Raw genomic sequence first — 26,661 nt, 5'->3', positions numbered from 1 at the left:
CACGAGAGCCGGACAGGCGGAACCGTGGATCCCCCGCACCAGGCGGGGGATGACGTGGGTTCCGATATCCGCTCCCCTCAGGCCGACATGATGTAGTCGCGCAGCTGGGCGCTCTCGCGCTCCATTTCCTCCACGCGATACTTCACCACGTCGCCGATGGAGATGATGCCCACGAGCTTGCCGCCCTGAACCACGGGCACATGGCGGAAGCGGCCGCGGGTCATGCGTTCCATGATCTGGGGCACGGTGTCGTCCGGGGCGCAGGTCACGACCGCCTTGGTCATCAGCCCGGTGATCGGCTCGGCGAGCACGTCCACGCCGCGTTCTCCGATGAGGCGCACCACGTCGCGCTCGGAGATGATCCCCTCCACCCCCATGTCCGCATTGGTGACGACGATGGCGCCGATGCGGTTGCGCGCGAGGCTCGCCACGGCATCGCCCAACGTGGCGTCGGGCGACAGGGTGACGATGTCGTTGCCCTTGCGGCTCAGGATGACGGTCACGGACATTGGCGTAATCTCCCTAGCTGGTGAAATCCAGGGGCCCGCTCCGCCGGCGGGGCCTTCTCTGGAAACGATCCGGACAGGGATGATCACTCGCATTGCGGTGCGACGCAAGCGCGCAGCGCGCTCCATGCACCACGACCTTGGGCCTATAAAATGCCCTCAGGCCATGCGCCGGCGCCCCACCGGGTCGAACAGGGGGAACAGCAGCAGGCCGGCAACGAAGCCGCCGATATGGGCCTGCCAGGCCACCTCCGCATCCTCCGTTCCGGGGAGCGAGACGCCGACGGCGAACAGGAGGTTGAAGGCGAACCATGCGCCGACGAAGATCAGCACCCTTTTGTCGCTGAAATTTTCCCGCAGCGTCCCGGCCGGCTGGTGGTCGGCGAAGATGGTGCGGTAGCCGGAGAGCGCGCCGCCCGGCCCGAACGCGAAACGCACCGCCGCCGCCATGGTGCCCGAGATGGCCGCCGACGCGCCGATGAGCGGGGCGATGGCATCGCGATTGGCGAGATAATGCGCCCCCGCGCCCGCCGCCGCCGTCACCGCGCAGAACAGCCAGAAGCGCGTGGAGCCGAACCGCCGCGCCACAGGCGTCCCGAAGGCCAGCAGCCAGACGAGGTTGACGATGAGGTGCATCCAGTTCGCGTGCAGCAGCGCGTAGCTCACCACGGTCCACACCTTCGGGCCGAGGCCGCCCGGCAGGTAGAACATGCTGTCCGGCAGCGTGTAGCGCGCGGGGATGAAGGCGAAATAGGTGAGGATTTCGATGTCCGCGTCCTGCGAGAGCAGCAGCACGCGGATGGCGTGGATCGCCACCAGCCCAAGCGCCATCACCGCCACCGCGCCGGGCACGTTGAAGACGGGTTCCCGATGCGACGTGCCGGGATGGGTGGGGCGGTTCAGCACGCTCTGCACATAGGTGCCGCTGCCCCGCCCGGCAAGGGAAAAGCGCGGGGGGAGGGGGCAGCTCTGGTGCCTTCACTTGCCGGGGACGTCCGGGGCGCTAGGGCGGTTCCCTGCTCCATCGTCGCCCTCCGGCCTGACCGGAGGGCCCATCCAGCCGCCGGTGCCAGTGTCCGATGACCGGGGCCAATGGCGTCATGGGTCCTCCGATCAAGTCGGAGGACGACGGCGGTTGGCGCGCCCCTACAGCGCGTAGCGCAGGCCGAAGCGCACCTGCTGGGCGGTGGCATTGCCGAGGGACAGCCCGCCGGCATAGGCGGGGCTGCCGAGGTCGAGATAGCGGTAGCCGAGATCGAGGCTGAAGCTGCTCGACACCGCGAAGGAGATGCCCGCGCCCGCCGTCCAGGCGAATTCCCAGGCATTGCCGGCCGGCTGGAGCGCCGCAGGGGCGCTGAGCGTGTCGATGGCGAAGCCCGCGCCGACGCTGAGATAGGGCGTGAAGCCGGCGAGCGTGATGATGTCCCAGTAGACGCTGGCGAGCCCCACCGTGGCACTGGCGCCGACGCCTGGCCCGAACGGCGCGAGGCTGGCGGAGCCGAGGGCGAGATAATCGAGGCTCACCTCGGCCCGCAGGAAGGGGAGGAAGCGATAGCCGATGCCGCCGCCCAGCGACCAGCCCGACCCCGACACATCGAGCCCGGTGGGGAGCCCGCCGAAGGAGAGGCGCGCGCTGGTCGCAGCGACGTAGCCCACGTCCGCGCGGAAATACCAGCCGGAGGCCGCGTCCTCGCTCACCGCAGGGGCGGCGAGGGAGAAGTCGCCCGGCTTGCCGAGGGAGGCCATCATGGCCTCCATCTCCGCATCCGCCTTGTCGGCGGCCTGCGCCGTGCCCGCCAGCGCGGCGATTGCGAGAGAGGCCAGAAGAAGACGCCCGGCCCGACCAAACACACCCATCATGACGACCCGCCCGAGAAATGCTCTGGAGCGAGGTGTGGCACGGGGAGGCTTAAGGCCGGATTAACCCTGATGAAGGGTTAAGCTCTGGCGCGGCAAAGGAATTCGGGGGGCGGCAGCGGCGCGCCTTCGTTCCGTCATCCGGCGCGTCCGGGGGATCCACCCCTCGGCCAGCACGCTATCGGCCAACCCGTCCCGGCCCGACCGTGGATCGCCCGGACGCGCCGGGCGATGACCGAGGAGGGGGCGGGTGTTCCGGCGTCGCAGCGCTGTCTGGGCGGTGCGGTCCGGGGCCCTCCGGTCTGGCCGGAGTACGACTGCTGCGGAAGAGCGCGCCCCGCTCAGGTGGCAGCGCATACTCGTGCCGTCATCCCCCGGCTTGTCCGGGGGATCCACCCATCGGCCTGCGGGCTGTCTGCAAATCCATCCCGGCCCGACCGTTGATCGCCCGGACAAGCCGGGCGATGACGGAGGAGAGGGGTGGACCGGCGTCACGGTGCGGTCCGGGCCCTCCGGTCCGGCCAGAGGGCGCGACGGCTGCGGAAGACCGCGCCCCGCTCAGGCGGCGGCGCGCTGGAGGGCGTCGATCACCTCGTCCACCACGGTTTCCACCAGCTCGCGGTCGTCGCCTTCGCCCATCACGCGGATCACCGGCTCGGTGCCCGAGGGGCGGATGAGCAGGCGGCCGTGGTTGGAGAGGCGGCGCTCGGCATCGGCGATGGCGACCTTCACCTTCTCGTTCTCAAGCGGCGCGCCGTCGCGATAGCGCACGTTCTTGAGGATCTGCGGCAGCGGATCGAACCGGTGGCAGACCTCGGACACCGGCTTGCCCTGCCGCGCCACCACGGCGAGCACCTGCAGCGCCGCGACGAGGCCGTCGCCAGTGGTGGAATAATCCGACAGGATGATGTGGCCGGACTGCTCGCCGCCCACATTGAAGCCGTCCGCCCGCATGCGCTCTAGCACGTAGCGGTCGCCCACGCCGGTGCGGGCGAGGGTGATGCCCTCGCTGGCGAGGTGGCGCTCCAGCCCGAGGTTGGACATGACGGTCGCCACCACGCCGTCGCGGGCGAGGCGGCCGTCCTCCTTGAAGCTCTCGGCGATGACGGCCATCAGCTGGTCGCCGTCCACCGTGTGGCCCTTCTCGTCCACGATCATCACCCGGTCGGCGTCGCCGTCGAGGGCGATGCCGATGTCGGCGCGCACTTCACGCACCTTGGCGGCGAGGGCGGCGGGGGAGGTGGAGCCCACGTCCCGGTTGATGTTCATGCCGTCCGGCTCGACGCCGATGGCGATGACTTCCGCGCCCAGTTCCCACAGAGCCTCCGGGGCCACGCGGTAGCCGGCGCCATGGGCGCAGTCCACCACCACGCGGATGCCCTCGAACGACTGGTTCCGCGGCAGGGTCCGCTTGGCATATTCGATGTAGCGGGCGTGCACGCCCTCCAGCCGCCGGGCGCGGCCGATCTCGGCGGGCTTGGCGAGGCGCTTGGCGAGATCCTCGTCGATCAGCTCCTCGATCTCGCGCTCCACCTCGTCGGAGAGCTTGAAGCCGTCCGGGCCGAACAGCTTGATGCCGTTGTCGTCGAACGGATTGTGCGAGGCCGAGATCATCACCCCGAGGTCGGCGCGCATGGAGCGGGTGAGCATGCCCACCGCCGGCGTCGGCATGGGGCCGAGCAGCAGCACGTCCATGCCCACCGAGGTGAAGCCGGCCACCAGCGCATTCTCGATCATGTAGCCGGACAGGCGCGTATCCTTGCCGATCACCACGCGATGGCGGTACTCGCCGCGCTGGAACACCAGCCCGGCCGCCATGCCCACCCGCAGCGCCAGATCCGCCGTCAGCGAGGCATTGGCGCGCCCGCGCACGCCGTCCGTTCCGAAATACCTGCGCGACATGGTCCCTCTCGTCGCCTGAAGCTTTTTTATCCCGGCGCGCCGTGCCCCGACCGGCGGCCGCCGAACCTGCCTTTAGCATCCGCGCGGCGCCGGGCGGCATCACGTCTCGTGACGCTCCGCAACGCAACGTCCCGTCCGTGGGTCGATCAGGCCCCTGTGAGCAGACGTGTCCGAATTGTTCAGAAGGGCGCCCCCGTTGCAAGTGCGAAGGCGCGGGGCCGGGCGGGGCGGTGGGCATTCCTTGCGGAAAGGTTAAGGGGCGGCAGGCTGAGGGTGGCCCGGCGATTGCACCGCACCAAGGCGGATGCTACCCCTCGCCGAACCTTCCGGAGACCTTCCCGTGACGACCAGCGCCCTCGACGTCCTCGCCATCGGCAACGCCATTGTCGATGTCCTCTCGCGCGCCGAGGAGGATTTCCTCTCCGCCAACGGCATGGCCAAGGGCGGCATGGCGCTCATCGACGAGGCGCGGGCGGAGGACGTCTACGCCGCCATGGGCCCGGGCACCGAGGCGTCCGGTGGCTCGGCCGCCAACACGGCGGCGGGCGTCGCCTCGCTGGGCGGCAGGGCCGGCTTCATCGGCAAGGTGAGGGACGACGTGCTCGGCACCGTGTTCGGCCATGACATCCGCGCCGCCGGCGTCGCCTATGGCACCCCCGCCGCCGCCGACGGCCCGGCCACCGCGCGCTGCCTCATCCTGGTGACGCCGGATGGCGAACGCACCATGAACACCTATCTCGGTGCCGCGCAGAACCTCGTCGCCGCCGACATCGACGCCGCCATGGTGGAGAGCGCTTCCGTCACCTATCTCGAAGGCTATCTGTGGGACCCGCCGGCCGCGAAGGAGGCCTTCCTCGCCGCCGCGAAGATCGCCCATGGCGCCGGCCGCAAGGTGGCGCTCTCCCTCTCCGATACCTTCTGCGTGGACCGCTACCGCGCCGAGTTCAAGAACCTCATCGTCTCCGGCACGGTGGACCTCGTGTTCTGCAACGAGGGCGAGCTGAAGTCGCTCTACGAGACCTCCGATTTCGACGCCGCCCTCGTGGCCTTGCGCAAGGATGCGAAGGAGGCGGTGGTGACGCGCTCGGAGAAGGGCGCCTCCTTCGTCACCCGCGAGGCGGTGGTGAGCGTGCCGGCGCATCCGGTGGAGCGGGTGGTGGACACCACCGGCGCGGGCGACCTCTTCGCCGCCGGCTTCCTCACCGGCACTACCCGTGGCCTCGACCCGGCCACCAGCCTGCGCCTCGGCGCGCTGGCGGCGGGGGAGATCATCGGCCAGATGGGCGCGCGGCCCCAGCGCCCCCTCATCGACCTCGCCCGCGAGGCAGGCCTTATCTCTTGAAAGGCCTCATCTCGTGAGCGACCTCATTTCGTGACCGACCTGCCCGTACCAGCCGAAGCCCCCGGCGCGGATGCGGCCGGGCGGGCGCTTGCCGCCATCGAGGCGAAGGCGCCGCTCATCATGGTGCTGGGCGGCGCGGGCACGGGCAAGACCACCTTCCTGCACGAGCTGCGGAAAGCCCCACGGGGCCGGCAGGTGGTGCTGGCGCCCACCGGCGTCGCGGCGCTGCAGGCCGGCGGGCAGACCATCCATTCCTTTTTCGGCATTCCGCCCCGTCTCCAGAACCCGGACGAGGTGAAGCCCCGCGCGCAGGTGCGGCGCCTCTTGAAGAAGCTGGACCGGGTGGTGATCGACGAGATTTCCATGGTGCGGGCGGACCTGCTCGACGCGGTGGACATCTCGCTGCGCATCGCCCGCGACAATTCGGAACCCTTCGGCGGGGTGCAGATGGTGCTGGTGGGCGATTTCCTCCAGCTGCCCCCCGTGGTGCCCTATGCCGAGCAGGAGATGCTCGGCCGCATGGGCTACGAGGGGCCATTCGCCTTCCATGCCAAGGCTTTGGACGGGCGGGAGGTGACGGGCGTGCCCTTCACCTTCGTCCACCGCCAGACCGACCGCGCCTTCATCGCCATGCTCGACGCCCTGCGCCGGGGCCGTGGCGCCCGCGAGGCGGCGGAGGCGCTGAACGAGGCCTGCGTGCGCCCCCACCGCGACGGCGCGCTCCCCGTGCTCCTCACCCCCACCAACGCCCGCGCCGACGCCTACAACGCCCGCGGCCTCGCCTCCCTCGCCGACGAGGGGCGCGAATTCTCCGGGCTGCTGAAGGGCGAGTTCGGGCTGGAGGGCGACCGCCTGCCTGTGGCGGAAAAGCTGGTGCTGAAGCGCGGCGCCCGCGTCATGGCCCTGCGCAACGATCCCGCCCGGCGCTGGGTGAACGGCTCGGTGGGCACGGTGACCGGCCTCGGCCCCCATTCGGCGCTGGTGAAGCTCGATGCCGGCCCCAGCGTGGAGATCGAGGCCTTCACCTGGGAACGCATCCGCTACGGCTGGGACGAGCCCGGCGGCCGGCTGGAGGCGCAGGTGGTGGGCACCTACACCCAGCTCCCGCTGGCCCCCGCCTGGGCCCTCACCATGCACAAGGCGCAAGGCCTCACCCTCACCGACGTCCGCATCGACTTCGCCGAAGGCGCCTTCGCCCCCGGGCAGGCCTATGTGGCCCTCTCCCGCGCGCGGACGCTGGAGGGGCTCTCGCTGGTGCGGGCGATCACGGGGCGGGATGTGCGGGTGGACCGGCGGGTGGCGGCGTTTGTGGAGCGGTTTGAGGGGTGAGGCGGGGCGATCATATACCTGTTCTCTTCGCAATATCCTTATAGTAGGCATCGGAAAAAGCCATGTGATTGGCGTCTCTTAAGGTTTTTAAATGAGCCGGATTGGCATTTCTATTATTCAAAGCCGATACGAGGCAAAGGAATTTGGCGTGAGTTATTCCGGTTCCTCTTGTCGGGTTTGGAGATCTCAAGGCGGGAATCATTTCATTTAGGACATATACGTCATCCGAAAGTCGCGACTGAAATTTATATGCATCTCTCGCTCCAGAATTCAGGGAGTGGGCAATCACCCTCTTGTATCTATCAATTAATGACGTTCCATAAAATAATGGATAAAGAGACCCGACTAGGCGCCCGATTGGTTCGTCTGGTGCCCAAACTTTGATGGAGTCTGATACAGTTTTCATTAAATCATCTATTGTACTATATTTTGATTGCATCCATATCTTACAATATAGTCCATATGTTGAATTAATATCGAACGAATCAATAATATTAATAATAAACTTATTGCATCTCTTGTTTTTGCATAAGGTTTCAGCCAGGTGGTTTGATATGTGCACATTGGCGGCATCGTCCATCAAAAGACCGGACGACATGCAATTGTAAAGAGCCTCCGCGTATTTTGGAGTGAGTGGCCGGCCTCTCAGATATGTGAGCATATTTTCCCGAACAGATGGCCTATATTTTATCACGGATTCGACAGCCTGAGGCGCAATGTCGGTGCCGACTTTTGCTGCAAGGCCTATCCATCGTTTAAGAATTTTCTCTCCATTGCCCTTGTCGAAACTTCCACGCTTCAAATCCCTATGTATGCATTTTTTTACGAGTTCCCGTTCTGAGTCGAGCGGAAGTCCCGCTTTTATTTTATTATCTATCCTGGATTTTAAATTATCAAGATAAGCATTTTCTGCTATACAAAAGTGCTGGCTGGCCTGCGCTTGCGATAATATTAGTGTTTTCCCGCTATTCAACCGAACTTGGCGCGCTTGTAGAACTAGGTCAACAGATTTAAGAATCATCTTAGCATCAACTATTGTGTCAACGCCAATGTCGACGTCGTCCATATATCTAACGAAGTCGATGTGAGTATTGCTGTCGAGAAATGAATCCAATTCATAAAGAAAGGCGTGGGCGAGAACTCTCGGGGCATCTAAATTTATCTGTGGAAGTCCGACTTCCATTCTGGGCGTATAATCCGGCTGCCATAAAAGGTCACTTAGTACATAAATCAGCATATCGATTACGCACTCATCAACATCTGATATTGATGATATAGAGTTTCTCAAATAATTATAGTTTATTGAGTCGTAATAATTTGCGATGTCAGTTACAACTATATATCGTCTCGCTTTGGAAAAATTGAAAAGCGCTCTCTGGAAATTGAGCCAAGCTCTATATGTCCCATAAGTGTTTCCGGTATCCGAAAAACTATGATCTTTTGGCTCGAAAAATGACTTTTTCGTTGGTGCCTTTCCCTTCAAAGATGCATAAAGTGCATCAGACAAGCACTGCAGAACGATCGCATCTCTGATAGATGGGATCACAATTTGTCTGCAAAGTCCCTTGCTCTTCTCAAGAAGAATTCTCTGACATTTTTGTGGAGAATAGTCGCCAGATAAAATCATCTTGGAAAGTTTCTCGCTTTCAGCTTTTCGATATACATGGAAGTCAAAATTCTCGATGCCATCAGATATTATCTGCGACCTCATGGAGGTTCGCACTTTCTTCTTCCAAATAAATTCGATGTTCCGCGCCGAAAATATTTCCTCAAGTTTTTTTGCGCGAATATTGAATCTGGGGGACTTCATATTTGTTCCAGAATGCGCTGCCGTGAGGGGCCGGTGGAGGACTTTTCCCGATGTGTTATCGTTTGAAGCCGCTGATGTCAGCTTGCGAACGGGATTGGCTCTTGTGATTAGCGCGGGTCTCGTTCAGCATAGCTCTCAGCTTGAATCATTTTTTAATGGACTGAAGTAGAGTATAAGATTGAGCGCTTGCCAAGGGATATAGGCGCCGCCGGTAATAGTCCCCCTTACCCCCACCCCTCCTCCGCCAGAAAATCCAGGAACGTCCGCACCTTGGCGGGCAGGTGGGTGCGGTTGGGGTAGATGGCGTAGAGGGGGCGGAGGGGGTGAGGGCGGTGGGCAGGAGGTGCTCCAGCGTGCCGGCGGCGAGGTCGTCCTCCACGATCGCCCGCGGCAGGAAGGCGAGGCCCATGCCCTCGCGCGCCGCCATCAGCAGCAGGGTCTCGTTGCCGCTCAGCACCACCGGATCGAAGCGGGCCTCGCCGTCGTCCACACGGAGATTTTGAAGGTATTATAATGCGGAATGGCCGCCGCAGCCGCCGATTCCCCTGACTCCCACCCGAACCGCCTCCCGAACCCCACCGATATCCCCACCGGAAACCCGGTGAAACACCCCCGGCACGGGCCGGTCAGGCCATGCCGGGGCGGTCGCGTCGGCCTCTCCTCAGTCCCAGATCTGGAACATGTTATCCCCCTCCGTGCGGGAGGCGGGGTTGCCGTACATGACGCCGCCGTGGCAGGTGCCGCGGGAGTCCACGGCGATCCAGGGATGGGTGCCGAAGGTGGACTGGGTGACGTTGGAATTGGGCGCCAGCGTGTGGTATTTCTTCCACTCGCCGTTGAAGTCGATCCACATGATGTTCAGCGGAACCTTCGAGAGATTCACGAACATCACCTTCACCGGTGCCTTGCTGTTCTGCGAGCGGACGGTGCCGAAGGGCGGGCAATTCTTGCCGTTGCTCGCGTTCTGCTGCGGGGCTGGCGGGGGCGGGGAGGCCTTCTGGCCCTTGTTGCGCGCGCACTCGCGGGCCTTGTCGATGGCCTGGGCGGCCCCTGCGAGCTTGAAGGTCTGCTCGCCCCGGTCGAGGTTCACCGAGAATTCCGGCAATGTCCTGAAGGCGTTGAGCTGATCATTGTTGATCATCATGGAGGCCCAGCCGTCCCCTTCCGCATGGAAGGTGCCCATCTCCGCCGCGCCGCCGAAGCCGTAATAGACATCCAGCGGGCCGGAGACGTTGCCATAGTAAGGCACGCCGATCTGCCAAGACTTTCCGTCCGTCCCGATGCGGAATTGCACCTTTCCATTGTCCACGTCGGCGGCGCAATAGCCGAAGCGGTTGCCGTCATTGACGACGGTGATGGACCAGCGCCCCACCCGGTCGTAGGCCGTCTCCTGCTGCGCCATGGCGGGCAGGGCGGCGCCGAGCGCCGAGAGGGCGAGGAAGCCGGCAAAAAATCCTGTCCTGAAAGTCACTTGTCGGCTCCCCCGCCCCATTATGGTTAACGCTGTTTTCCTATTTTGCGACCCCTCGACTGTCAAGCTGACGCATGTATTTCAGGGCTCGCGAGGGCGGCCGGCCATGGCCTATAAGCAGGTCTCCACAGCAGCAGGCCGCCATGTCCGACCAGAGCCCCGCCACCCCCCTCATCACTTTCGACGACTTCCTGAAGGTCGACATCCGCGTCGGCACCATCCTGTCCGCCGAACCCTTTCCACAGGCGCGGAAACCCGCCTTCAAGCTGACCATCGATTTCGGCCCGGAGATCGGCGTGAAGCGCTCTTCTGCACAGATTACAGTGCATTACACGCCGGAGGATCTGGTGGGGCGGCAGGTGGCGGCGGTGGTGAATTTCCCGCCCCGCCAGATCGGCCCCTTCATGTCGCAGGTGCTGACCCTCGGTTTCCCGGACGAGAACGGCGCGGTGGTGCTGATCTCGCCGAGCCTCAAGGTGCCGGACGGCGGCCGCCTGTTCTGAGCCTCAGGCGTCCGCCCACCGCTCGGATTTGAAAGCGGACGCAATGGCTTGCGCGCGGGCGACGGCGATGTCGTCTCCCTCGATGCCGGCGCAGGCGTCGCGGGCGGCGCGCAGCAGGTCCACCTTGGGGTGGGTCTCGCCCACGCGGCCGCCGTGGCCGAAATAATCGCAGGTGGCCACCAGCATCAGCGCCTCGAACAGATCGGGATCGCGGAAGGCACCGGTGCGGTCGAGCATGGCGGCGAGCGGTCCGGCGCGGACCGGCGAGGCGCGCTGCACCCGCTCGCATTCGTGGAGCGCAAGCAGCGCGAGGTCGCGGCAGCGCTCGGGCACGTCGTAGCGGTCGCAGGCCGCCTCGATGCGCGGAATGGCGCGCTCGATGTGGCGATAATGGACGGGCAGGTGCTCGCGCGGAGAGTCCGATTTCCCCGCGTGCATCAGCAGCAGGGCCGCGCGCACCTCCAGCGGCGCCGCACGGCGGCCGGCCTCATCCAGCGAGGCGACGAGGAGCGCCCCGAGGTCGATCTCGTCGGCGCTGTCGGTGATCTGCGGCACGCCGAAGACCGCGGATATTTCGGGGAAGATCTGTTCCAGCACGCCGCATTCGCGCAGCGCTTTCACCATGGTGCCCGGCCGCGGGCCCATCAGCCCGCGGGAGAATTCCGCCCAGATGTCGGCGGGGGCGAGCCCGTCGAGCGCCCCCACCTCCATCTGCTCGAACATCATGTCGAGCGTCTCCTCATCCGCCTCGCTCCCTTCCGCCAGAAGCGCGGCGAGCCGGAGCAGCGAGAGGCCCGGATGGGTTTCGGCGAAATCCGAGGGCTGGAAGGGCGAAGACGGGGGCAGCTTGTCCATCCCGTCAGTGGATCATCAGCCGGCGAACAGGGGCAAGCCTAAGCTTCGGGCATGCATAAAGAATGGGCTAGACCGGGATGCGCACCGTCGCCCGGAGGCCGCCCATGGGGCTGTCGGAAAGCTGGATGTCGCCGCCATGGGCGCGGGCGATGTCGCGGGCGATGGAGAGGCCAAGCCCCGAGCCGCCGGCATCCTGGTTGCGCGCATCATCGAGCCGCAGGAAGGGGCGGAACACCTCCTCGCGCTTCTCCTCGGGAATGCCGGGCCCGTCGTCGTCCACGGTCACGATGAGATAGCGCGCGTCCCGCGTCCCGGCGATGGCGACGCAGCGGGCATGGCGCACGGCGTTGTTCACGAGGTTGCCGATGCAGCGCTTGAGCTGGTCGGCCTTCACCTCCACCAGCGGCGGGCCCATGAAGCTCGCCGTGGCGGTGGCGCCATCGCGCTCGGCGTTGAGGCGCAGGTCCTCGATCAACTCGCCCATGTCGGTGAGCGCCGCCTGCTCGCCCGGGTCGCCCCGGGCGAATGCGAGGTAGGCTTCCAGCATGCCCTGAAGCTCGTCCACGTCCTTCTTCAGAGCCTCGCTTTCACCCTCGGGCAGGAAGGCCAGCTCCAGCTTGAAACGGGTGAGGATGGTGCGCATGTCGTGGGAGACGCCGGCGAGCATGGTGGTGCGCTGTTCGATCTGCCGCTCGATGCGCCGCTTCATCTCCAGGAAGGCGATGGCCGCCCGCCGCACCTCGCGGGCGCCGCGGGGCCGGAAATTTTCCACGTCCCGCCCCTTGCCGAAGGCCTCGGCGGCGTCGGCGAGGTTCTCGATGGGGCGGATCTGGTTGCGCAGGAACAGGATGGCGACGGCCAGCAGCACCAGCGAAGTGCCCACCATCCACAAGAGGAAGATGTGCGAATTGGAGGCATAGGCGGCATTGCGCGGCGCAAAGATGCGCAGCACCGCGTCATCCATCTTCACCCGAACCTCGATGAGCATGGAGCGGCCCACGGTGTCGAGCCAGAAGGGCTGCTTCAGCCTGAGGCCGATCTCGCGGGAGAGCGCGGCGTCCAGCACCGAGAAGAAGGGCTTCGGCCCCGGCGGCGGCAGGTCGGTGGGCGGCAGGACTGCCACGTTCAGCGAGAGGTTGCGCGAGGCGAAGGTGCGCAGGGCGATGTGGTCGTTGGTCCTGGGCAGGAGATCGTAGAGCGATACGACGGCCGAAATGTCCTGGCTGACGGCGGCCGAGAGGCGGCGCGTCACCACATTGTAGTGACGCTCCATGAACACAAAGGCCAGTACCGATTGGAGGATCACCATCGGCGTCACGATGATGAGCAGCGAGCGCGGATAGAGCCCCTTGGGCGTCACCCGGTTGAACCAGGCGGCGAAGCCGTTCGTGCTGTCGCGCAGCCGGACGAGCACCATCTTCGCCCAGTGCCGTGCGCCGGAAGGGCTCTCCGCCACGCTCAAGGCGTCACCACCAGCCGATAGCCGATGCCGCGCACGGTCTGCAGGTAGACGGGATTGGCGGGGTCGCGCTCCAGCTTGCGGCGCAGGCGGTTCACCTGCACGTCCACGGCGCGCTCGCTCGCCGCCCCGCCGCCGGCGAGGGCGAGGCGCTGCACGGTATCGCCCGGCGCCTCGGCCAGCGCCCGCAACATGTCGCGCTCGCGCTCGGTGATGCGCACGATCTCGCCGTTTCGGGTCAGCTCGCCGCGCTCCAGATGGAAGGCGAACTCGCCGAAACGCACGCTCTCGATGGCCTTCTGCGGCGGCTGCAGGGCGCGCTTGAGGATGGAGCCAATGCGCAGCAGCAACTCGCGCGGCTCGAAGGGCTTGGCGAGATAATCATCCACCCCGGCCTCCAAGCCGGTGATGCGGTCGGCGGTCTCCGAGCGGGCGGTCAGCATGAGGATGGGCACGGCCGAGCCGCGCCTGATGTCGCGGGCGAGGTCGAGCCCGCTCTCGCCGGGCATCATCACGTCGAGCACCAGAAGGTCGAAGGCGAGCCCCTCCAGCCGGGCCCGCGCCTCGGCGGCGGAGGCGGCGGTGCTGACGCGATAGCCGTTCTCCGTGAGGAAGCGCGACAGGAGCGTGCGGATGCGGTTGTCATCGTCCACCACCAGCAGGTGGGGGGCGTCGTCGGCGACGGCGACGGATACGGGCGCGGCCTCAGCCATGGCCGGGGGCCTCCCGGAAAGCGCGAAGGGTCATCTGGGTCTCGTTCTCCGGCGGCCGTGCGGGCATTGAGGGAGCGGAGCCGAATGCGCTCACCCGCGCCGCGCCCGCGCCGCGCGGTCCGCCCGCTCGATCAGTCGCTCCACGGGCACGCGATCCTCCGGGTCGATCATGGCGAGAAGAAAGCGCCGCACCGTATCACGCCCCTCCGGTCCGCCGGCCTCCAGCGCGGCCTCGATGCGCCGGCTCTGCAGCGCCACGAACTGGCGCGCCAGCGCCTCGCCCTTGGGGGTGGGAAAGAGCAGCCGCTGGCGGCGATCGGAGGCGCCCGCCCGGCTCTCCACGAAGCCTTCGTCCACCAGTTCCCGCAACACCCGGCCGAGGCTCTGCTTGGTTATGCGCAGGATGTCGAGCAGGTCAGTGACCCTCATCCCGGGATGCCGGTTCACGAAATGCACCACGCGATGGTGCGCGCGCCCGAAGCCGATGGGCGCGAGGATCTCGTCCGGGTCGGCCACGAAGTCGCGATAGGCGAAGAACAGGAGCTCGACGAAATCCACCAGCGGCGCGGCCTCGGCCACGGCGGGAGAGGGGGCGTCGGCGGTGGTCTTGGGGGCGTCCGTCAGGGCGAGTGCGGAATTTATGTCAGTCATGTTGACTTTTTTCGTTTTGATCGTTACCCAAAGAGCGTGTTCCACGAAAGGATCGGTCGCGAGTGTTACCCCGCCCGATCGATCGTTTCGCGGCTTTGCCGGCTTTCCAAGCAGGCGTAAAGATATCCCCATGCGGGACCGCTGGAAAGCTGCGGTCATGCAGGGGGGAAGCCGCGCGCACGACGCGGTCTGAACAGGAGTTGAGAAGATGAGCGCTCAGGGTGTCCCCTTCGACCAACGCGACGGCTGGATCTGGTACGACGGCGTCTTCGTGCCGTGGGCCGATGCCAAGCTGCACGTGCTCTCGCACGGCCTGCACTACGGCAGCACGGTGTTCGAGGGTGAGCGCGCCTATGGCGGCGAAATCTTCAAGACCTCCGAGCATTCCGAGCGGCTGCGCCTGTCGGCCGAGATGCTGGACTTCACCATCCCCTACACCATCGGCGAAATCGACGCCGCCAAGAAGGCGACGCTCGAGAAGAACGGCCTCATCGACGCCTACGTCCGTCCCGTCGCCTGGCGTGGCAGCGAGATGATGGGCGTCGCCGCCCAGAAGAACACCATCCATCTCGCCATCGGCGTGTGGGAGTGGCCGAGCTATTTCGATCCCGAGCAGCGCATCAAGGGCCTGCGCCTCGACCTGTCCGAGTGGCGTCGCCCCGACCCGGCGACGATCCCCTGCCGGGCCAAGGCTGCCGGCCTGTACATGATCTGCACCATCTCCAAGCACCGGGCCGAGCGTCGCGGCTACGCCGATGCGCTGATGCTGGACTATCGCGGCTTCGTGGCCGAGTGCACCGGCGCCAACGTGTTCTTCGTCAAGGACGGCGTGATCCACACCCCGACCCCGGACTGCTTCCTCGACGGCATCACCCGCCGCACGGTGATCGACATCGCCCGCCGCCACGGCATCGAGGTGGTCGAGCGCCACATCAAGCCGGAAGAGCTGGCCGATTTCTCGGAATGCTTCATCACTGGCACGGCGGCCGAGGTGACCCCGGTCGGCGCCATCGCCGACTGGACCTTCGCCCCCTCGGGCATCACGCATCAGCTGATGGATTCCTATTCCGCCGAGGTGCGCCCAAAGCAGCAGGCGGCCTGAGCGGCCTGAGAGCTTGAATGTGAAAAAGGGGGCGGCGCTGGCATCGGCGCCGCCCTTTCCTTTAGGGGAGTTGACGCCCGCGCCCGCTCCGGCCAAACCTTGCCAGGTGAGCGACATAGCCCCACCCTCTTTGCTGAAGCGCGGCCTTCGGCGTCTCGAAGCCCTTCCCGTCGTCGGTCCGCTGCTCGCCTCGGTGAGCACCATGGAGCGGGCGACCCTGGTCGTGGTCGGCTTCATCGCCTTTGCCTTCTATCTGTTTCTCGTCGTCGCGGACGAGGTGACGGAAGGCCCGCCCGGCAGTCTCGACCGGGGCATCCTCATTGCGCTGCGCAATCCTGCCGATCCGTCCGATCCCCTCGGTCCGCCGTGGGTGGAGGAGATGATGCGGGACATCACCGCGATGGGCGGCACCAGCGTGCTCACTTTGCTGACGCTGGCGGTGATCTTTTTTCTCATCCTCACCCGCAAGCGCCATGCGGCGCTACTCGTCGCGGTGTCGGTTGCGGGCGGCACCCTGCTGTCGCAAGGCTTGAAATGGGGCTTCGACCGGCCCCGGCCGGACCTCGTGCCCCACGGCATGTCTGTCTATTCCCAGAGCTTTCCCTCCGGCCACGCCATGCTGGCAGCGGTGGTCTACCTCACCCTCGCCGCCCTCCTTGCCCGCACGCAGAAGCGCACGCGGGTGAAGCTGTTCCTGCTGGGCGGGGCGACCTTCGTCACCGTCATCGTCGGCATCAGCCGCATCTATCTTGGCGTGCACTGGCCCACCGACGTGGTCGGCGGCTGGGCGCTCGGGGCCGCCTGGGCCTCCACCTGCTGGCTCACGATGCTCTGGTTACAGCGCAAGGGCGAGGTTGAGGGCGAGACGAGCAGCGGTGGAGGCGCCTGACCCTCGCCAATCGTCAGTTACAGCGTACCGGTGCGACTTTGAGATAGCCGCCCGATTTTGCATTGGTGACAGGGACGGAATTGACCGGCTCCCCGATCACCATGACGCATTCGCCGCCGTTGAGAAGGCGGAAAACGGCGCTGGAGGCTGTGGGCTCGAGGCGCAGATTCACCTGATCTGCCGCCAGGAGGCGGTCGCCCGGATGCAGGTCGACATAGCCGCGCGGCCCGGTCCGCGTGAGATAGAGCCGGCCATCCTGATTGGTCACGCTGTCGTCCGTCCCCACCTCGTAATAGGCATAGACCGCTTGCTGCGTGTAGGCCGCCCAGCGGGCAAGCCCCGCCGCGACCACGCCGGGCGCGAGATACAACAAGGCGATATAGACGACCGTTGCGAAGCCTATGATCGTCGCCGGCAGATCCAGAATCTTGAAAAGACGATCCATTTTGCCCCCAACGGTTCGGAGGGGCAAAATACAACTTTTGCGATCAACTGAAAAGGATTCGCCTCAGTCGAACAGGCTGGAGACCGATTCCTCGTGCGCCGTGCGGGCGATGGCCTCGCCGATCAGGGTGGCGATGGAGACGACGCGGATATTGCGCGCCACCCGCACGGCCTCGGTCGGCAGGATGGAATCGGTGATCACCAGTTCCTTGAGCTTGGAGGCGGTAACGCGCGCCACGGCGCCGCCGGAGAGCACGCCATGGGTGATGTAGGCGGTGACTTCCTTGGCGCCGCGGGCGAGTAGCGCATCGGCGGCGTTCACCAGGGTTCCGCCCGAATCGACGATGTCGTCGACGAGGATGCAGGAGCGGCCTTCCACATTGCCGATGACGTTCATCACCTCGCTCTCGCCGGGGCGCTCGCGGCGCTTGTCGACGATGGCGAGCTGAGCGTCGATGCGCTTGGCGAGCGCGCGGGCGCGCACCACGCCGCCCACGTCCGGCGACACAACCATGACGTTGGAGGTGTCGAACCGTTCCTTGATGTCCCGCACCATCACCGGGGCGGAATAGAGGTTGTCGGTGGGGATATCGAAGAAGCCCTGGATCTGCCCGGCGTGCAGGTCCAGCGTCATCACGCGGTCGGCGCCGGCGTGGGTGATGAGGTTGGCCACCAGCTTCGCCGAGATGGGCGTGCGCGGGCCGGGTTTGCGATCCTGCCGGGCGTAGCCGAAATAGGGGAGCACCGCCGTGATGCGCTTGGCCGAGGCCCGGCGCAGCGCGTCGATGATGATCAGCAGCTCCATCAGGTGGTCGTTGGTCGGGAACGAGGTGGACTGCAGCACGAACACGTCCTGCCCGCGCACGTTCTCCTGGATCTCGACGAAAATCTCCATATCCGCGAAGCGGCGCACCACGGCCTTGGTCAGCGGCGTCGCCAGATACGCGGCGATGGCTTCCGCGAGCGCGCGGTTGGAATTGCCCGCGACGAGCTTCATGGGACCGTTCTCCGCTGACATTGGACGCTCCGCCCGGCACCGGGCCTGATCGAAGGGTCTGGAACAAGACTTGTTCCGGCTCTGATAGGCGGGCCGTCACAATGTTGTAAAGGGCCACGGCGCGGAGGAAGTCGGGGCCACGGTGCGTCCCGCGGGGCTGTTGCCGGGAAGTCGCGCCGCCGGTCAGTTCGCGGCGTAGCTGAGGGCCTGGCCCGGCGCTTGAAGCGCGGCAACCGGAACGCCGGCGGGATCGGGCCGGACGGCGGGCTCGGCCGGGGCCGGCTTCTCCTCCTGCGCGACGGGCGCGGCGGCAGCTGCCACTGCAGGGGCGGGCGCGGGCGCCGTTCCGCCGACGCCGAGGGTTTCGGCGAGGCTGGCCATGGACTTGTCGGCGATGCGGGCGAGCACCTTGTCGTCGCACGCGGCCCAGCCGTCCGAGACCTTGCCTTTCACCCGTCCGGCCGGCTCCTCGCCGGAAAGCCTGGCAACGCGGTTCTGGTTGCGGTCGTAGACATCCCAGGCATAGGCCACCGTGGCGGTGCCCTTCTGGACGTGCATGGCGAGATAGCCCTTCACCCGGTAGGCAGCGCCGCTGGACCGGGAGGCAACCGCCACCCGCCGGGTCTCCGCCTCGGAATTGAGCTGGCCCACCAGCTTCTCGAAGGTGGCCTGGGGCGGGCCGTCGATGCTGTCGAAGGCGACCGCGCCGCCACCGCCCGCGCTGGCCATGCCCGAGCCATCGGTCTGGCAGGCGCCGAGGGCGAGGCACAAAGCGAGCCCGGCAAGGCGCAGCGGTGAGATGAAGCGGCGTTCGGCGCGGGAAACCTCCGCGCGTTCGGCTGCTGCGTCCGCGACCCCTGCCTCTGATACCCGCATGACGGTTCCCGGCGTTGAGCTTGTTGCCCAATGGGGTAGCGGGAAATGGCGGTCGGGTCCAGAAAAACGGTTAAGGTGCGGTTAACGGTTGCAGGAATTTGCGCGAGGCCAGGGCCGGGCGCACGGCGTGGTTGATGCCTCGTTAAACGCGCGTCCACCTCAATCCAGCGACTGGAGAAGGCCGAGCAGGCGCACCGAGCCCTCCGGCCACGGCCCATAGCCCGCCTCGGCATTGAGGTGCCCGGCGTCCCCCGCATCGACGATGGCCGCGCCCCAGTCGAGCGCGAAGCCTTCGGCCCGGCGGTAGTCGCAGTATGGGTCCGTGCGGCTCGCGATCAACACGGACGGGAAGGGAAGTGGCGCGGTCGGCACCGGGGCGAAGCCGGCGATGACGGGGGCGATATCCGCCCGATCGAGGTCGGGCGGAGCGACGAGGAAGGCCGCCCGCACCTTGCCGGCGGGCAGCAGTGGCACCGCGTGGACCAGCGTCGGCACGCCGAGGGAATGGGCGATGACCACCACCGGCTTCTCCGCCGCCGCCACCGCATCTGCGAGCCGCCGCGGCCACTCGACGGGATCGGGCCGGTCCCAGTCGGCCTGCATCACGCGCCGGGCGGCGGAGAGGCTGCGCTCCCACCGGCTCTGCCAATGGTCGGGACCGGAGCCCTGCCAGCCGGGGACGATGAGCAGAACGGCGTCGGAGGATTTCATCGGCATGTCCGAAACGTCAGGCGAGGGTGATCGCGGCCATCAGCCGGCCGTAGTCCGGTTCCTTGCGGTGGGTCGTGCGGCGATAGGAGAAGAATCGCTCCTCATCGGTATAGGTGTCGAGACCGAGGTCTTCCACTTGCCCCACGCCCGCCTGCTCCAGCCTGAGGCGGATGAAGCCCGGCAGGTCGAACAGCGAATGGTGGGCCCGGTCGGCGGGGGCGAAGAACCGCGCGAAGCCCTTGTCCTCGGACAGGAAGCGGGCCACGAAATCCTCGCCCACCTCGTAGCTCGGCTGGCGGATCAGCGGCCCGATGACGGCGCGGATGTCGGCGCGGCGGGCACCGAGTTCCTCCATGCGGGCGACGGTCGCGGCCACGATGCCGCCCACGGCTCCTTTCCAGCCGGAATGGGCGGCGGCCACCACCCGGGCGCCGGGATCGGCGAACAGGATCGGCCCGCAATCGGCGATGGAGACGGCAGCGGCGATGCTGGGCGTCGCGGTCACCACCGCATCGGCCTTGGGCGCCGTCTCGCGGGTCCACGGCGCGGTCGCCACCACGGCATCGGCGGAATGCACCTGCCAGCAGGCGAGGAAATGGGAGGGCGCGACGCCCAGCGTGTCCGCCATGCGCGCCCGGTTCTCCGCCACGGCGGCGGGAGCGTCATTGGAACCGGTGCCGCCGTTGAGGCTGGCATAGATGCCCTGCGAGACCCCACCCCGCCGGGTGAAGAAGGCATGGCGGATGCCGGGCAGGGCGCTGAGCAGGGGCGCCTCGATCTTCATCTCGTGAACTCCTCGGAGGGGTCGAACGCTGGCGGCGGTCCAAGCTGAGGATGGGCGAGCGCGAGCACCTTGAACAGCCGCCCCATCTCGCCATCCCCGGTTCCGGCAAGGCGGCGCGCCGCCGTGGCGATGGCGTCGGCGGCCTCCGGCGCGGCGTCGCGCATCAGCCGATCGGCGCGGGCGGCGAGGCCGAGGCGCGCGAGGAAATCGCCCTGCTCCAGCGGTCCGAACGCCGTCAGCCCGGCTTCCCGCCCCAGCAAGGCGAGGCGGGCGAAATCCACATGGGCGGTGAGGTCGGCCGCGCCGGGATCGGCGAGGGGATCGGCGAAGCGGTGTGCCTTCAGCGCCTGCAATGTGTCGCCATGGCCGCCGGCATGGCCGTAATCGATGGCGAGCGCGATGCCTCCCTCCGCCGCGAGCCGGGCGGACAGGGCGCGGGCGGGCCCGCTCTCCATCACTTCCAGCACGGCACCGGGGGCCGGAGGCGGCAGGTGGGCGGCAAGGGCAGGGGCCGCGCGGGAGGGGGCGGGATCGAGCCCGAAGGTGAGCCGTCCGTCGGGACCGAGCCCCACCCTGCGCTCGTGCCAGCCGGTCACCGTCCACACATATTGGTCGACCGGTAGGGCATCGAAAAACTCGTTGGCGAGCACGATGGCCGGGCCGGCTGGCACGTCCTCGATGCGGACGTGCCAGGAAACGCGATCCGAGACGCGATCCTCATGCACCGCCAAGGTCCGCGCCTGCGCCTGCCGCAGCACCGGGCTCGTCTCCACCAGATGGACGCGCGCCGCCGCGCCGAATGCCGGCACCAGCCGCGCCGCGCGCAGAGCGTCGGCCATGAGGGTGCCGCGCCCGGGTCCAAGCTCCACCACCCGAACCGGGTCGGGCATGCCCATCTGCTGCCAGGCGGCGACCGCCCACAGGCCGATCAACTCGCCGAACATCTGGCTGATCTCGGGCGCGGTGGTGAAGTCGCCCCGCGCGCCGAGCGGGTCGCGCGTGATGTAGTAGCCGTGGCGCGGGTGGCCGAGGCACAGCGCCATGTAGCGGCTGACCGGCATGGGGCCTTCGGCCGCGATCAGCAGCCGTATCTCCTCGGCGAGCGGCGTCGTCACGGCACCGGCTTGCGCTTGAGCGCGTAGATAAGGAGCCCGAGCCCGGCCAGCACCAAGGGCACGGACAGCCACATGCCCATGGTGGTGCCGAAGGCGAGATAGCCGAGCTGCACGTCCGGCTCGCGGAAGAATTCGCCGATGATGCGGCCGATGCCGTAGCCCATGCCGAAGATGCCAGCGGCGACGCCGGGGCGCTTCAGCTCGCCGCGGCGCACCACGAGCAGCATGATGAGAAAGAGGATGATGCCTTCGAGCCCCGCCTCGTAGAGCTGGCTCGGATGGCGCGGAAGCGGCCCGCCATGGGGGAACACGATGGCCCAGGGCACATCCGCCGGCCGCCCCCACAATTCGCCATTGATGAAGTTGGCGAGGCGCCCGAAGAACAACCCGATGGGCGCCACCACGGCGGCGACGTCCAGCATCGAAAACACGGGGATGCGACGGGAGCGAGCGAACAGAACGAGGGCGAGGAGCGTTCCCGCGAGCCCGCCGTGGAACGACATGCCGCCCTTCCACACGGCGAAGATATCCGCCGGGTTCTGGGCGAAGTAAGCGGGATTGTAGAACAGCACATAGCCCAGCCGGCCGCCGAGGATCACGCCCAGCGTCGCCCAGAACAGAGCGTCGTCGAGGTCCTGCGGCGTCATGGGCGATGTACCGCCCCACAGCGCAGGGCGCGACACCAGCCGCCGCGCCAGCAGCCAGCCGATGACGAGACCGGCGATATAGGCGAGCGCGTACCAGCGGATGGCCAGCGGGCCGACCTGGATCAGAACCGGATCGATGGCGGGGAAGGGCAAAGCGAGTGTGGGCATCGTTTCCCCGTATAACAGCACCGGTGCCGCCGATGCGGGGTCATCTGCCGCGACCCGCCGCGGCGCGTCAAGCCGGCCCCGCCGGCCAGGTCCCAGGTGCCACAATTCCCCTTGGGTCAGATGGTATTTGAGGCGGAAACGGAGGACGACGCCATGGAAGCACAGACGGAGCGGGAACCGGTCCGGGAAGACGTCTGGCTCAGGCGACTCGCGGGTGAATGGAGCGTGGAGTCCCCGGCGCCGGACGGCGAGGGCACCATCAAGGGCCGCGAGACGGGCCGCCTGTTCGGCAATTGGGTGGTGCTGGAAGGCGCGTCCCAGATGCCCGATGCCAGCGTCCATTCGAGCCTCATGACGCTGGGCTATGATCCGGCCCGCGGCAAGGTGGTGGGAAGCTGGGTCGGCTCCATGATGAGCCATCTGTGGGTCTATGAGGGCGGGCTCGATGCGGCGGGGGACACCCTGACCCTCGCGACCCATGGCCCCGTGATGGATGGCAGCGGCGGTACCGCCGACTATGAGGACATCATCACATTCGAGGGCGAGGACACGCGCCTCCTCACCTCGCGCCAGCGCCAGCCGGACGGGACATGGCGCGATCTGTTCTGCGTGCGCTATAGCCGCGAGGGCTGACCGGCGGCGACGCGGCTGTGCGGTGTTGCGCTGCACCCTTGCGTCGCGCCCGCTCTCTCGCCATGTTCGCGAAACGGGCTCGCCCGACCGATTATTCCCGCGCACGACGCGGCTGCATGGCCTCAGGAGGCTTTCATGACCCAGACCACCGGCCGCCTTTTCGACGAGATGGCGCGTCTCGTGAACGATGCCGCTGGCGTGGCCCAGGGTGTGCGCCGCGAGGCGGAGACGGTCATGCGCGCGCAGATGGAGCGCTTCCTGCGCGACATGGACCTCGTGAAGCGCGAGGAGTTCGAGGCGGTCAAGGACATGGCGGCCGAGGCCCGCATGGAGAACGAGCGGCTCGCTGCCCGCATCGCCGTGCTGGAGGCGAACATGCGCATCCACACCCATCCGACGGCTTCCGGCCCCACCGGCCCTGAAACCGAAGTGCCGGGTCCGGCCTGAGGTATTCTGTAGCTGAATACAGGGTGGCATCCCGCCCCTGCGACAAAAGGGCACTGAGCGGATGGCATACCCACAATCTGTCGTAGCGGGGTAAACTTTACCCGCGATATACTGATTTTCGTGGCGATTCGGAGCCGGTTCGTCGTAGCGCTCGAATACGACGGGGCGCAGCCTCGCCAGGATGCTCTCTTGAAGGACACGCTCTTTCGGGACATGTCCTGACGGCGAGCCTCCGAACGGCACGCCGCATACGCATGCCCTGGCTCCTGTCTGCCCGTGGCCTGTCGCACGGAGTGCCGCTTTCGACCCTCTCCGCGTTCCTCAAACCGCGAGGTCGAGGCCATGTCCCTCATCGACATCGAAGCCGATGCGCCGGCGAACCCCGTTGATCTCGTGGAGCAGCTCGCTGCCCTGCGCGACTGGTCGTTCGAGCGCTCCGACGAGGACGAGATCACCCTCTCGCTCGCCAGCCGCTGGACGGACTGCCATGTCTCGTTCCAGTGGATGGACGAGCTGGAAGCGCTTCACGTGGCCTGCGCCTTCGACTTCAAGGTGCCGGAGGCGCGCCGTCCTGAGGTGCTGAAGCTCCTCGCCCTCGTGAACGAGCAGATGTGGCTGGGCCATTTCGACATGTGGTCGCAGGAAGGGGTGATCATGTTCCGCCATGCGCTGGTGCTGGCGGGCGGCGCCACCGCCTCGGACCGGCAGTGCGAGGCCATCCTCGATGCCGCCCTCGATGCGGTCGAGCGCTACTATCCCGCCTTCCAGTTCGTGGTGTGGGCCGGCAAGACCGCCCGCGAGGCCATGGACACCGCCATGTTCGAGACGGTCGGCGAGGCCTGAGCCTCGCCATCGGGCCGGTCCCGGACGGTCCGTCGTCTTCGTGCCGATGACGAGATCCCCGATGCCGATGTGGCGCGGGGCGTGCGCCTCCTCTATGTGAGTCCTCTGCGAGAAGACCTGCGTATGCGGACCTGCGGGCGCGGGCGTGCGCGCGGGGCGGTGCGGTTCAAGAGGCGGTCATGAGCGAGAGCGTTCTGAATTCCCTGTCTGGTCCGGTGGTGCTGCTCGGTTGCGGCAAAATGGGTTCGGCCATGCTGGAAGGCTGGCTCAAGCTTGGCCTGCCGGCGGACAAGGCCGTCGTGCTCGATCCCAACCTGCCCGCCGAAGCGGCAGCAGCGTTCGCGGCCAAGGGCGTCTCGGTCAATCCCGCAAAGGACGCCATCGCCGCGCCCTCCGTCCTGCTGCTCGCCGTGAAGCCTCAGGTGGCTCCGGAGGCGCTGCCTGCGGTCGCCCCGCTGGTGAAGGCGGGCACGCTTGTTGTCTCCGTGATGGCTGGGCGGACCATCGCGTTCATGGGCGACATCTTCGGCCCGGATGCCGCGATCGTGCGCTCCATTCCCAATACTCCGGCCGCCATCGGCCGCGGCGTGAGCGTCGCCGTGGCCTCGCCGGCCGTGACGACGGCGCAGCGGGATCTGACCGCCGCGCTGCTCGGGGCCATCGGCATCGTCGAATGGATCGAGGACGAGGCGCTGATGGACGCGGCGACCGCCGTTTCCGGCTCCGGTCCCGCCTATGCCTTTCTCCTGGCTGAGGTGATGGCGCAGGCTGGCGCGGCCGCCGGCCTCCCGGCGGACCTCTCCGCCCGCATCGCCCGCGCCACTGTAGCTGGGGCGGGGGCATTGATGGATCAATCCGACCTTCCCGCCGCCACCCTTCGCCAGAACGTGACCTCGCCGGGCGGCACCACGGCGGCGGCGCTGGCCGTTCTCATGGATGAGGGCCGCGGCTTTCCGCTATTGATGGTGGAGGCGGTCGCCGCCGCCACGCGGCGCGGCAAGGAACTCGCCGGCTGAGGATCCAGGCTTTAACGAGGAGACGGGCGATGACTGCGGAGACCACGCGCGAGGCCTGCCTGCGCAGCTTCCTCGCCCTCCTGGCCGAAAAGCCGTTTCGGGCCATCTCCCTGTCCGAGGTGGCGGAGCATTGCGGCGTGCCGCTGGCGCAGATGCGCGCCTCCTTCGCCTCCACCGACGACCTCCTCGCCGCCTTTTTCCGCGCCACCGACCGGCAGGTGCTGGCCGAAGGCGGCCCGGACAGTGACGATCTGGCGGGGGAGGGGCCGCGCGAGCGCCTGTTCGAGGTGCTGATGCGGCGCCTCGATGCGCTGGAGCCCCACCGGGAGGCAGTGCGCGGCCTCACCCGCTCCGCCCGCCGCGACCCGGCGCTCGCGCTCACGCTGCTGCGTCTCTCGGAAGGCTCCCAGCGGTGGATGCTGGCGGCGGCGGGCCTCGATTGCGCCGGGCTGTCTGGCAGCGTCAGGGCCAAGGGGCTGGCGGTCCTGTTCGCCCGCGTGCTCGACACGTGGCTGAAGGACGAGGATCCCGGCCTCGCGCCCACCATGGCCGCGCTGGATCGCGAGCTGGAGCAGGGCGGCAAGCTGCTCGGGATGCTGGATGATCTCGCCTACATCGCCATGCCCTGGCGCAAGCGCCGCGCCTCGGCCCAAAGCGCTGAAGTGCCGGCGGAAGAGACGGTGCCCGCCGCCTGAGGCCGGCGCATCGGCTTGCTCCCGGGCCGCCGGCCTGCCATGGGTCCGCCATGACCGCCCCCCGCGAAGAGCCCATCGCCCTTTATATCGACGCCGATGCCTGCCCGGTGAAGGAGGAGGCCTACAAGGTCGCCTTCCGCCACGCCATCCGCGTGCTGGTCGTCGCCAACGCGCCGCTCATGGTGCCGCGCCATCCGCTGGTGGAGCGGGTGATCGTGCCCGCCGGCCCGGATGTGGCAGATGATTTCATCGCCGCCCGTGTCTCGCGCGGCGACGTGGTGGTGACCGCCGATGTGCCGCTCGCCTCCCGCTGCGTGGCTGCCGGTGCTGCCGTGATCGCGCCGGACGGGCGACCCTTCACCGCCAATTCCATCGGCATGCAACTCGCCACCCGCAATTTGATGGAAGAGCTGCGCTCGGCCGGCGCCGTCACCGGCGGGCCGAAGCCGTTCTCGCCGCGCGCCCGCTCGGAATTCCTCTCCGCCCTCGATCTCGCGATCGTGCGGTTGAAGCGCGCCGGGTTTCACGCTGTGCCTCCGGAAGCCAGATAGGCGTCAGAAGCACTCTTCTTCCAGCCGCTTCAGGTCGGCCAGCGCAGCCTCGTCGTCATGCTCCTCGAACAGTTCGACCATGTAATAGACATGGGAATGGAGCAGCAGCAGCTTGTCGCAGATGGTGGCGCTGTCCGCCTCGGAAGCGGCGAGCCGAGCCTTGAAACGGTCCCAGAAGGCATTGTCGTGGGCGGGGTCGTCGATATAGCGGGACAGGTGCTGAAGCACCGTCTTCATGTTTCCCTCGAAATCGATGCCCTGAAAGGTCAGGTAGCGGTCCGGCGTTTCGAGCGCGAAGGGCAGAGGGGGGAAGCCGGCGGCAGCTTGCGTCATCTCGGGGTCTCC

30 protein-coding genes are annotated in these 26,661 nt (G+C 67.0%); 12 read left to right on the top strand and 18 right to left on the bottom strand.

Features of this window, described 5'->3' with window-relative positions; all coding sequences use genetic code 11:
• Positions 1–77 precede the first annotated feature (77 nt).
• The 4 genes from V5F63_RS22140 to glmM all read right to left on the bottom strand — a co-directional run bounded on the left by V5F63_RS22140 (position 78) and on the right by glmM (position 4,265).
• Positions 78–509: a CBS domain-containing protein gene (locus V5F63_RS22140; protein ID WP_209485740.1), complete on the bottom strand. Its 432-nt coding sequence runs from the start codon at positions 507–509 to the stop codon at positions 78–80.
• A 156-nt stretch (positions 510–665) separates the two neighbouring features.
• The gene (locus V5F63_RS22135; protein WP_245327799.1) at positions 666–1,409 is read right to left on the bottom strand and encodes a rhomboid family intramembrane serine protease; all 744 of its coding nucleotides are present in this window, start codon (positions 1,407–1,409) and stop codon (positions 666–668) included.
• A 243-nt stretch (positions 1,410–1,652) separates the two neighbouring features.
• Positions 1,653–2,366: an outer membrane protein gene (locus V5F63_RS22130; RefSeq protein WP_394101079.1), complete on the bottom strand. Its 714-nt coding sequence runs from the start codon at positions 2,364–2,366 to the stop codon at positions 1,653–1,655.
• Positions 2,367–2,921: 555 nt separating this feature from the next.
• Positions 2,922–4,265 carry a phosphoglucosamine mutase gene (gene glmM, locus V5F63_RS22125; RefSeq protein WP_209485735.1) on the bottom strand — a complete coding sequence of 448 codons (1,344 nt, stop codon included), beginning with the start codon at positions 4,263–4,265 and terminating at the stop codon, positions 2,922–2,924.
• A 340-nt stretch (positions 4,266–4,605) separates the two neighbouring features.
• Between glmM and V5F63_RS22120 the strand changes: the two genes are divergently transcribed.
• Together V5F63_RS22120 and V5F63_RS22115 are read left to right on the top strand one after the other, a co-directional pair.
• Positions 4,606–5,607, top strand: a complete 1,002-nt coding sequence (locus V5F63_RS22120) for an adenosine kinase (RefSeq protein ID WP_394101080.1) — start codon at positions 4,606–4,608, stop codon at positions 5,605–5,607.
• Between the two features lie 30 nt (positions 5,608–5,637).
• The gene (locus tag V5F63_RS22115; protein WP_394101081.1) at positions 5,638–6,936 is read left to right on the top strand and encodes an ATP-dependent DNA helicase; all 1,299 of its coding nucleotides are present in this window, start codon (positions 5,638–5,640) and stop codon (positions 6,934–6,936) included.
• 10 nt (positions 6,937–6,946) lie between these two features.
• Here the strand turns inward: V5F63_RS22115 and V5F63_RS22110 are convergent, their stop codons facing one another.
• On the bottom strand, positions 6,947–8,746 hold the full coding sequence (locus V5F63_RS22110; protein ID WP_394101082.1) for an RNA-directed DNA polymerase: 1,800 nt from the start codon (positions 8,744–8,746) through the stop codon (positions 6,947–6,949).
• A 343-nt stretch (positions 8,747–9,089) separates the two neighbouring features.
• Here V5F63_RS22110 and V5F63_RS22105 point away from each other — a divergent pair, with 343 nt between their 5' ends.
• On the top strand, positions 9,090–9,260 hold the full coding sequence (locus tag V5F63_RS22105; protein ID WP_509210812.1) for a hypothetical protein: 171 nt from the start codon (positions 9,090–9,092) through the stop codon (positions 9,258–9,260).
• 147 nt (positions 9,261–9,407) lie between these two features.
• On the opposite strand, the gene V5F63_RS22100 is transcribed toward V5F63_RS22105, so the two are convergent.
• Positions 9,408–10,217, bottom strand: coding sequence for a VHL beta domain-containing protein (locus tag V5F63_RS22100; RefSeq protein ID WP_394101084.1), 810 nt, complete (start codon positions 10,215–10,217; stop codon positions 9,408–9,410).
• A gap of 143 nt (positions 10,218–10,360) precedes the next feature.
• Between V5F63_RS22100 and V5F63_RS22095 the strand changes: the two genes are divergently transcribed.
• Positions 10,361–10,720 (top strand): tRNA-binding protein, encoded by a 360-nt coding sequence (locus V5F63_RS22095; RefSeq protein ID WP_394101085.1) that lies wholly within the window; start codon positions 10,361–10,363, stop codon positions 10,718–10,720.
• A gap of 3 nt (positions 10,721–10,723) precedes the next feature.
• Here V5F63_RS22095 and V5F63_RS22090 read toward each other — a convergent pair whose 3' ends face one another.
• The 4 genes from V5F63_RS22090 to V5F63_RS22075 all read right to left on the bottom strand — a co-directional run bounded on the left by V5F63_RS22090 (position 10,724) and on the right by V5F63_RS22075 (position 14,398).
• The gene (locus tag V5F63_RS22090; protein WP_394101086.1) at positions 10,724–11,575 is read right to left on the bottom strand and encodes a tRNA nucleotidyltransferase/poly(A) polymerase-related protein; all 852 of its coding nucleotides are present in this window, start codon (positions 11,573–11,575) and stop codon (positions 10,724–10,726) included.
• Between the two features lie 67 nt (positions 11,576–11,642).
• The gene (locus V5F63_RS22085; protein WP_394028929.1) at positions 11,643–12,992 is read right to left on the bottom strand and encodes an ATP-binding protein; all 1,350 of its coding nucleotides are present in this window, start codon (positions 12,990–12,992) and stop codon (positions 11,643–11,645) included.
• 41 nt (positions 12,993–13,033) lie between these two features.
• Positions 13,034–13,747 (bottom strand): response regulator, encoded by a 714-nt coding sequence (locus V5F63_RS22080; protein ID WP_209485719.1) that lies wholly within the window; start codon positions 13,745–13,747, stop codon positions 13,034–13,036.
• 90 nt (positions 13,748–13,837) lie between these two features.
• Positions 13,838–14,398 carry a MarR family winged helix-turn-helix transcriptional regulator gene (locus V5F63_RS22075; RefSeq protein WP_394101087.1) on the bottom strand — a complete coding sequence of 187 codons (561 nt, stop codon included), beginning with the start codon at positions 14,396–14,398 and terminating at the stop codon, positions 13,838–13,840.
• Between the two features lie 208 nt (positions 14,399–14,606).
• On the opposite strand from V5F63_RS22075, the gene V5F63_RS22070 reads away from it, so the two are divergent.
• Both V5F63_RS22070 and V5F63_RS22065 read left to right on the top strand, forming a co-directional pair.
• The gene (locus V5F63_RS22070) at positions 14,607–15,500 is read left to right on the top strand and encodes a branched-chain amino acid aminotransferase (protein ID WP_394101088.1); all 894 of its coding nucleotides are present in this window, start codon (positions 14,607–14,609) and stop codon (positions 15,498–15,500) included.
• A 106-nt stretch (positions 15,501–15,606) separates the two neighbouring features.
• Positions 15,607–16,389, top strand: a complete 783-nt coding sequence (locus V5F63_RS22065; RefSeq protein ID WP_348634264.1) for a phosphatase PAP2 family protein — start codon at positions 15,607–15,609, stop codon at positions 16,387–16,389.
• 13 nt (positions 16,390–16,402) lie between these two features.
• Here V5F63_RS22065 and V5F63_RS22060 read toward each other — a convergent pair whose 3' ends face one another.
• The 7 genes from V5F63_RS22060 to lgt all read right to left on the bottom strand — a co-directional run bounded on the left by V5F63_RS22060 (position 16,403) and on the right by lgt (position 22,131).
• Positions 16,403–16,834: a hypothetical protein gene (locus V5F63_RS22060; RefSeq protein WP_394101089.1), complete on the bottom strand. Its 432-nt coding sequence runs from the start codon at positions 16,832–16,834 to the stop codon at positions 16,403–16,405.
• Between the two features lie 63 nt (positions 16,835–16,897).
• A complete protein-coding gene (locus V5F63_RS22055; RefSeq protein WP_168457536.1) occupies positions 16,898–17,851 on the bottom strand; it encodes a ribose-phosphate pyrophosphokinase in 954 nt (317 codons plus the stop codon).
• Between the two features lie 162 nt (positions 17,852–18,013).
• The gene (locus V5F63_RS22050) at positions 18,014–18,706 is read right to left on the bottom strand and encodes a hypothetical protein (protein ID WP_209485712.1); all 693 of its coding nucleotides are present in this window, start codon (positions 18,704–18,706) and stop codon (positions 18,014–18,016) included.
• 159 nt (positions 18,707–18,865) lie between these two features.
• On the bottom strand, positions 18,866–19,417 hold the full coding sequence (locus V5F63_RS22045) for an RBBP9/YdeN family alpha/beta hydrolase (protein WP_209485710.1): 552 nt from the start codon (positions 19,415–19,417) through the stop codon (positions 18,866–18,868).
• Between the two features lie 16 nt (positions 19,418–19,433).
• On the bottom strand, positions 19,434–20,201 hold the full coding sequence (pgeF, locus tag V5F63_RS22040; protein ID WP_394028846.1) for a peptidoglycan editing factor PgeF: 768 nt from the start codon (positions 20,199–20,201) through the stop codon (positions 19,434–19,436).
• Positions 20,198–21,316, bottom strand: coding sequence for a class I SAM-dependent methyltransferase (locus tag V5F63_RS22035; RefSeq protein ID WP_394101090.1), 1,119 nt, complete (start codon positions 21,314–21,316; stop codon positions 20,198–20,200). Before V5F63_RS22035 ends, pgeF begins: the two co-directional genes overlap by 4 nt.
• Positions 21,313–22,131, bottom strand: coding sequence for a prolipoprotein diacylglyceryl transferase (gene lgt / locus V5F63_RS22030; protein ID WP_394101091.1), 819 nt, complete (start codon positions 22,129–22,131; stop codon positions 21,313–21,315). The genes V5F63_RS22035 and lgt overlap by 4 nt, the downstream gene beginning before the upstream one ends.
• Positions 22,132–22,284: 153 nt before the next feature.
• Between lgt and V5F63_RS22025 the strand changes: the two genes are divergently transcribed.
• From V5F63_RS22025 to V5F63_RS22000, 6 genes are all read left to right on the top strand, one after another.
• The gene (locus V5F63_RS22025; protein ID WP_209485704.1) at positions 22,285–22,764 is read left to right on the top strand and encodes a DUF1579 domain-containing protein; all 480 of its coding nucleotides are present in this window, start codon (positions 22,285–22,287) and stop codon (positions 22,762–22,764) included.
• Between the two features lie 135 nt (positions 22,765–22,899).
• Positions 22,900–23,211, top strand: a complete 312-nt coding sequence (locus V5F63_RS22020; RefSeq protein ID WP_209485702.1) for an accessory factor UbiK family protein — start codon at positions 22,900–22,902, stop codon at positions 23,209–23,211.
• Between the two features lie 342 nt (positions 23,212–23,553).
• On the top strand, positions 23,554–24,054 hold the full coding sequence (locus V5F63_RS22015) for a type III secretion system chaperone family protein (protein ID WP_209485700.1): 501 nt from the start codon (positions 23,554–23,556) through the stop codon (positions 24,052–24,054).
• A 179-nt stretch (positions 24,055–24,233) separates the two neighbouring features.
• Positions 24,234–25,070, top strand: coding sequence for a pyrroline-5-carboxylate reductase (gene proC, locus V5F63_RS22010; protein WP_209485698.1), 837 nt, complete (start codon positions 24,234–24,236; stop codon positions 25,068–25,070).
• 29 nt (positions 25,071–25,099) lie between these two features.
• Positions 25,100–25,765, top strand: a complete 666-nt coding sequence (locus V5F63_RS22005) for a TetR/AcrR family transcriptional regulator (protein ID WP_245327254.1) — start codon at positions 25,100–25,102, stop codon at positions 25,763–25,765.
• A 50-nt stretch (positions 25,766–25,815) separates the two neighbouring features.
• On the top strand, positions 25,816–26,316 hold the full coding sequence (locus tag V5F63_RS22000; protein WP_209485696.1) for a YaiI/YqxD family protein: 501 nt from the start codon (positions 25,816–25,818) through the stop codon (positions 26,314–26,316).
• A gap of 3 nt (positions 26,317–26,319) precedes the next feature.
• On the opposite strand, the gene cowN is transcribed toward V5F63_RS22000, so the two are convergent.
• A complete protein-coding gene (cowN, locus tag V5F63_RS21995; protein ID WP_394101092.1) occupies positions 26,320–26,649 on the bottom strand; it encodes a N(2)-fixation sustaining protein CowN in 330 nt (109 codons plus the stop codon).
• Between the last annotated feature and the right edge of the window lie 12 nt (positions 26,650–26,661).

It is taken from the genome of Xanthobacter wiegelii (assembly GCF_043193855.2).
GTDB lineage: Bacteria > Pseudomonadota > Alphaproteobacteria > Rhizobiales > Xanthobacteraceae > Xanthobacter > Xanthobacter flavus_A.
This window is presented reverse-complemented; position numbering and strand designations above follow the sequence as displayed.

What these genes read in the sequence shown, in the direction of transcription:
- V5F63_RS22140 (WP_209485740.1), bottom strand. Translation starts at nt 509, where the DNA reads ATGTCCGTGACCGTCATCCTGAGCCGCAAGGGCAACGACATCGTCACC.
- V5F63_RS22130 (WP_394101079.1), bottom strand. Translation starts at nt 2,366, where the DNA reads ATGATGGGTGTGTTTGGTCGGGCCGGGCGTCTTCTTCTGGCCTCTCTC.
- glmM (WP_209485735.1), bottom strand. Translation starts at nt 4,265, where the DNA reads ATGTCGCGCAGGTATTTCGGAACGGACGGCGTGCGCGGGCGCGCCAAT.
- V5F63_RS22110 (WP_394101082.1), bottom strand. Translation starts at nt 8,746, where the DNA reads ATGAAGTCCCCCAGATTCAATATTCGCGCAAAAAAACTTGAGGAAATA.
- V5F63_RS22095 (WP_394101085.1), top strand. Translation starts at nt 10,361, where the DNA reads ATGTCCGACCAGAGCCCCGCCACCCCCCTCATCACTTTCGACGACTTC.
- V5F63_RS22090 (WP_394101086.1), bottom strand. Translation starts at nt 11,575, where the DNA reads ATGGACAAGCTGCCCCCGTCTTCGCCCTTCCAGCCCTCGGATTTCGCC.
- V5F63_RS22085 (WP_394028929.1), bottom strand. Translation starts at nt 12,992, where the DNA reads ATGGTGCTCGTCCGGCTGCGCGACAGCACGAACGGCTTCGCCGCCTGG.
- V5F63_RS22080 (WP_209485719.1), bottom strand. Translation starts at nt 13,747, where the DNA reads ATGGCTGAGGCCGCGCCCGTATCCGTCGCCGTCGCCGACGACGCCCCC.
- V5F63_RS22075 (WP_394101087.1), bottom strand. Translation starts at nt 14,398, where the DNA reads ATGACTGACATAAATTCCGCACTCGCCCTGACGGACGCCCCCAAGACC.
- V5F63_RS22070 (WP_394101088.1), top strand. Translation starts at nt 14,607, where the DNA reads ATGAGCGCTCAGGGTGTCCCCTTCGACCAACGCGACGGCTGGATCTGG.
- V5F63_RS22060 (WP_394101089.1), bottom strand. Translation starts at nt 16,834, where the DNA reads ATGGATCGTCTTTTCAAGATTCTGGATCTGCCGGCGACGATCATAGGC.
- V5F63_RS22055 (WP_168457536.1), bottom strand. Translation starts at nt 17,851, where the DNA reads ATGTCAGCGGAGAACGGTCCCATGAAGCTCGTCGCGGGCAATTCCAAC.
- V5F63_RS22050 (WP_209485712.1), bottom strand. Translation starts at nt 18,706, where the DNA reads ATGCGGGTATCAGAGGCAGGGGTCGCGGACGCAGCAGCCGAACGCGCG.
- V5F63_RS22045 (WP_209485710.1), bottom strand. Translation starts at nt 19,417, where the DNA reads ATGAAATCCTCCGACGCCGTTCTGCTCATCGTCCCCGGCTGGCAGGGC.
- pgeF (WP_394028846.1), bottom strand. Translation starts at nt 20,201, where the DNA reads ATGAAGATCGAGGCGCCCCTGCTCAGCGCCCTGCCCGGCATCCGCCAT.
- lgt (WP_394101091.1), bottom strand. Translation starts at nt 22,131, where the DNA reads ATGCCCACACTCGCTTTGCCCTTCCCCGCCATCGATCCGGTTCTGATC.
- V5F63_RS22025 (WP_209485704.1), top strand. Translation starts at nt 22,285, where the DNA reads ATGGAAGCACAGACGGAGCGGGAACCGGTCCGGGAAGACGTCTGGCTC.
- V5F63_RS22020 (WP_209485702.1), top strand. Translation starts at nt 22,900, where the DNA reads ATGACCCAGACCACCGGCCGCCTTTTCGACGAGATGGCGCGTCTCGTG.
- V5F63_RS22015 (WP_209485700.1), top strand. Translation starts at nt 23,554, where the DNA reads ATGTCCCTCATCGACATCGAAGCCGATGCGCCGGCGAACCCCGTTGAT.
- proC (WP_209485698.1), top strand. Translation starts at nt 24,234, where the DNA reads ATGAGCGAGAGCGTTCTGAATTCCCTGTCTGGTCCGGTGGTGCTGCTC.
- V5F63_RS22005 (WP_245327254.1), top strand. Translation starts at nt 25,100, where the DNA reads ATGACTGCGGAGACCACGCGCGAGGCCTGCCTGCGCAGCTTCCTCGCC.
- V5F63_RS22000 (WP_209485696.1), top strand. Translation starts at nt 25,816, where the DNA reads ATGACCGCCCCCCGCGAAGAGCCCATCGCCCTTTATATCGACGCCGAT.
- cowN (WP_394101092.1), bottom strand. Translation starts at nt 26,649, where the DNA reads ATGACGCAAGCTGCCGCCGGCTTCCCCCCTCTGCCCTTCGCGCTCGAA.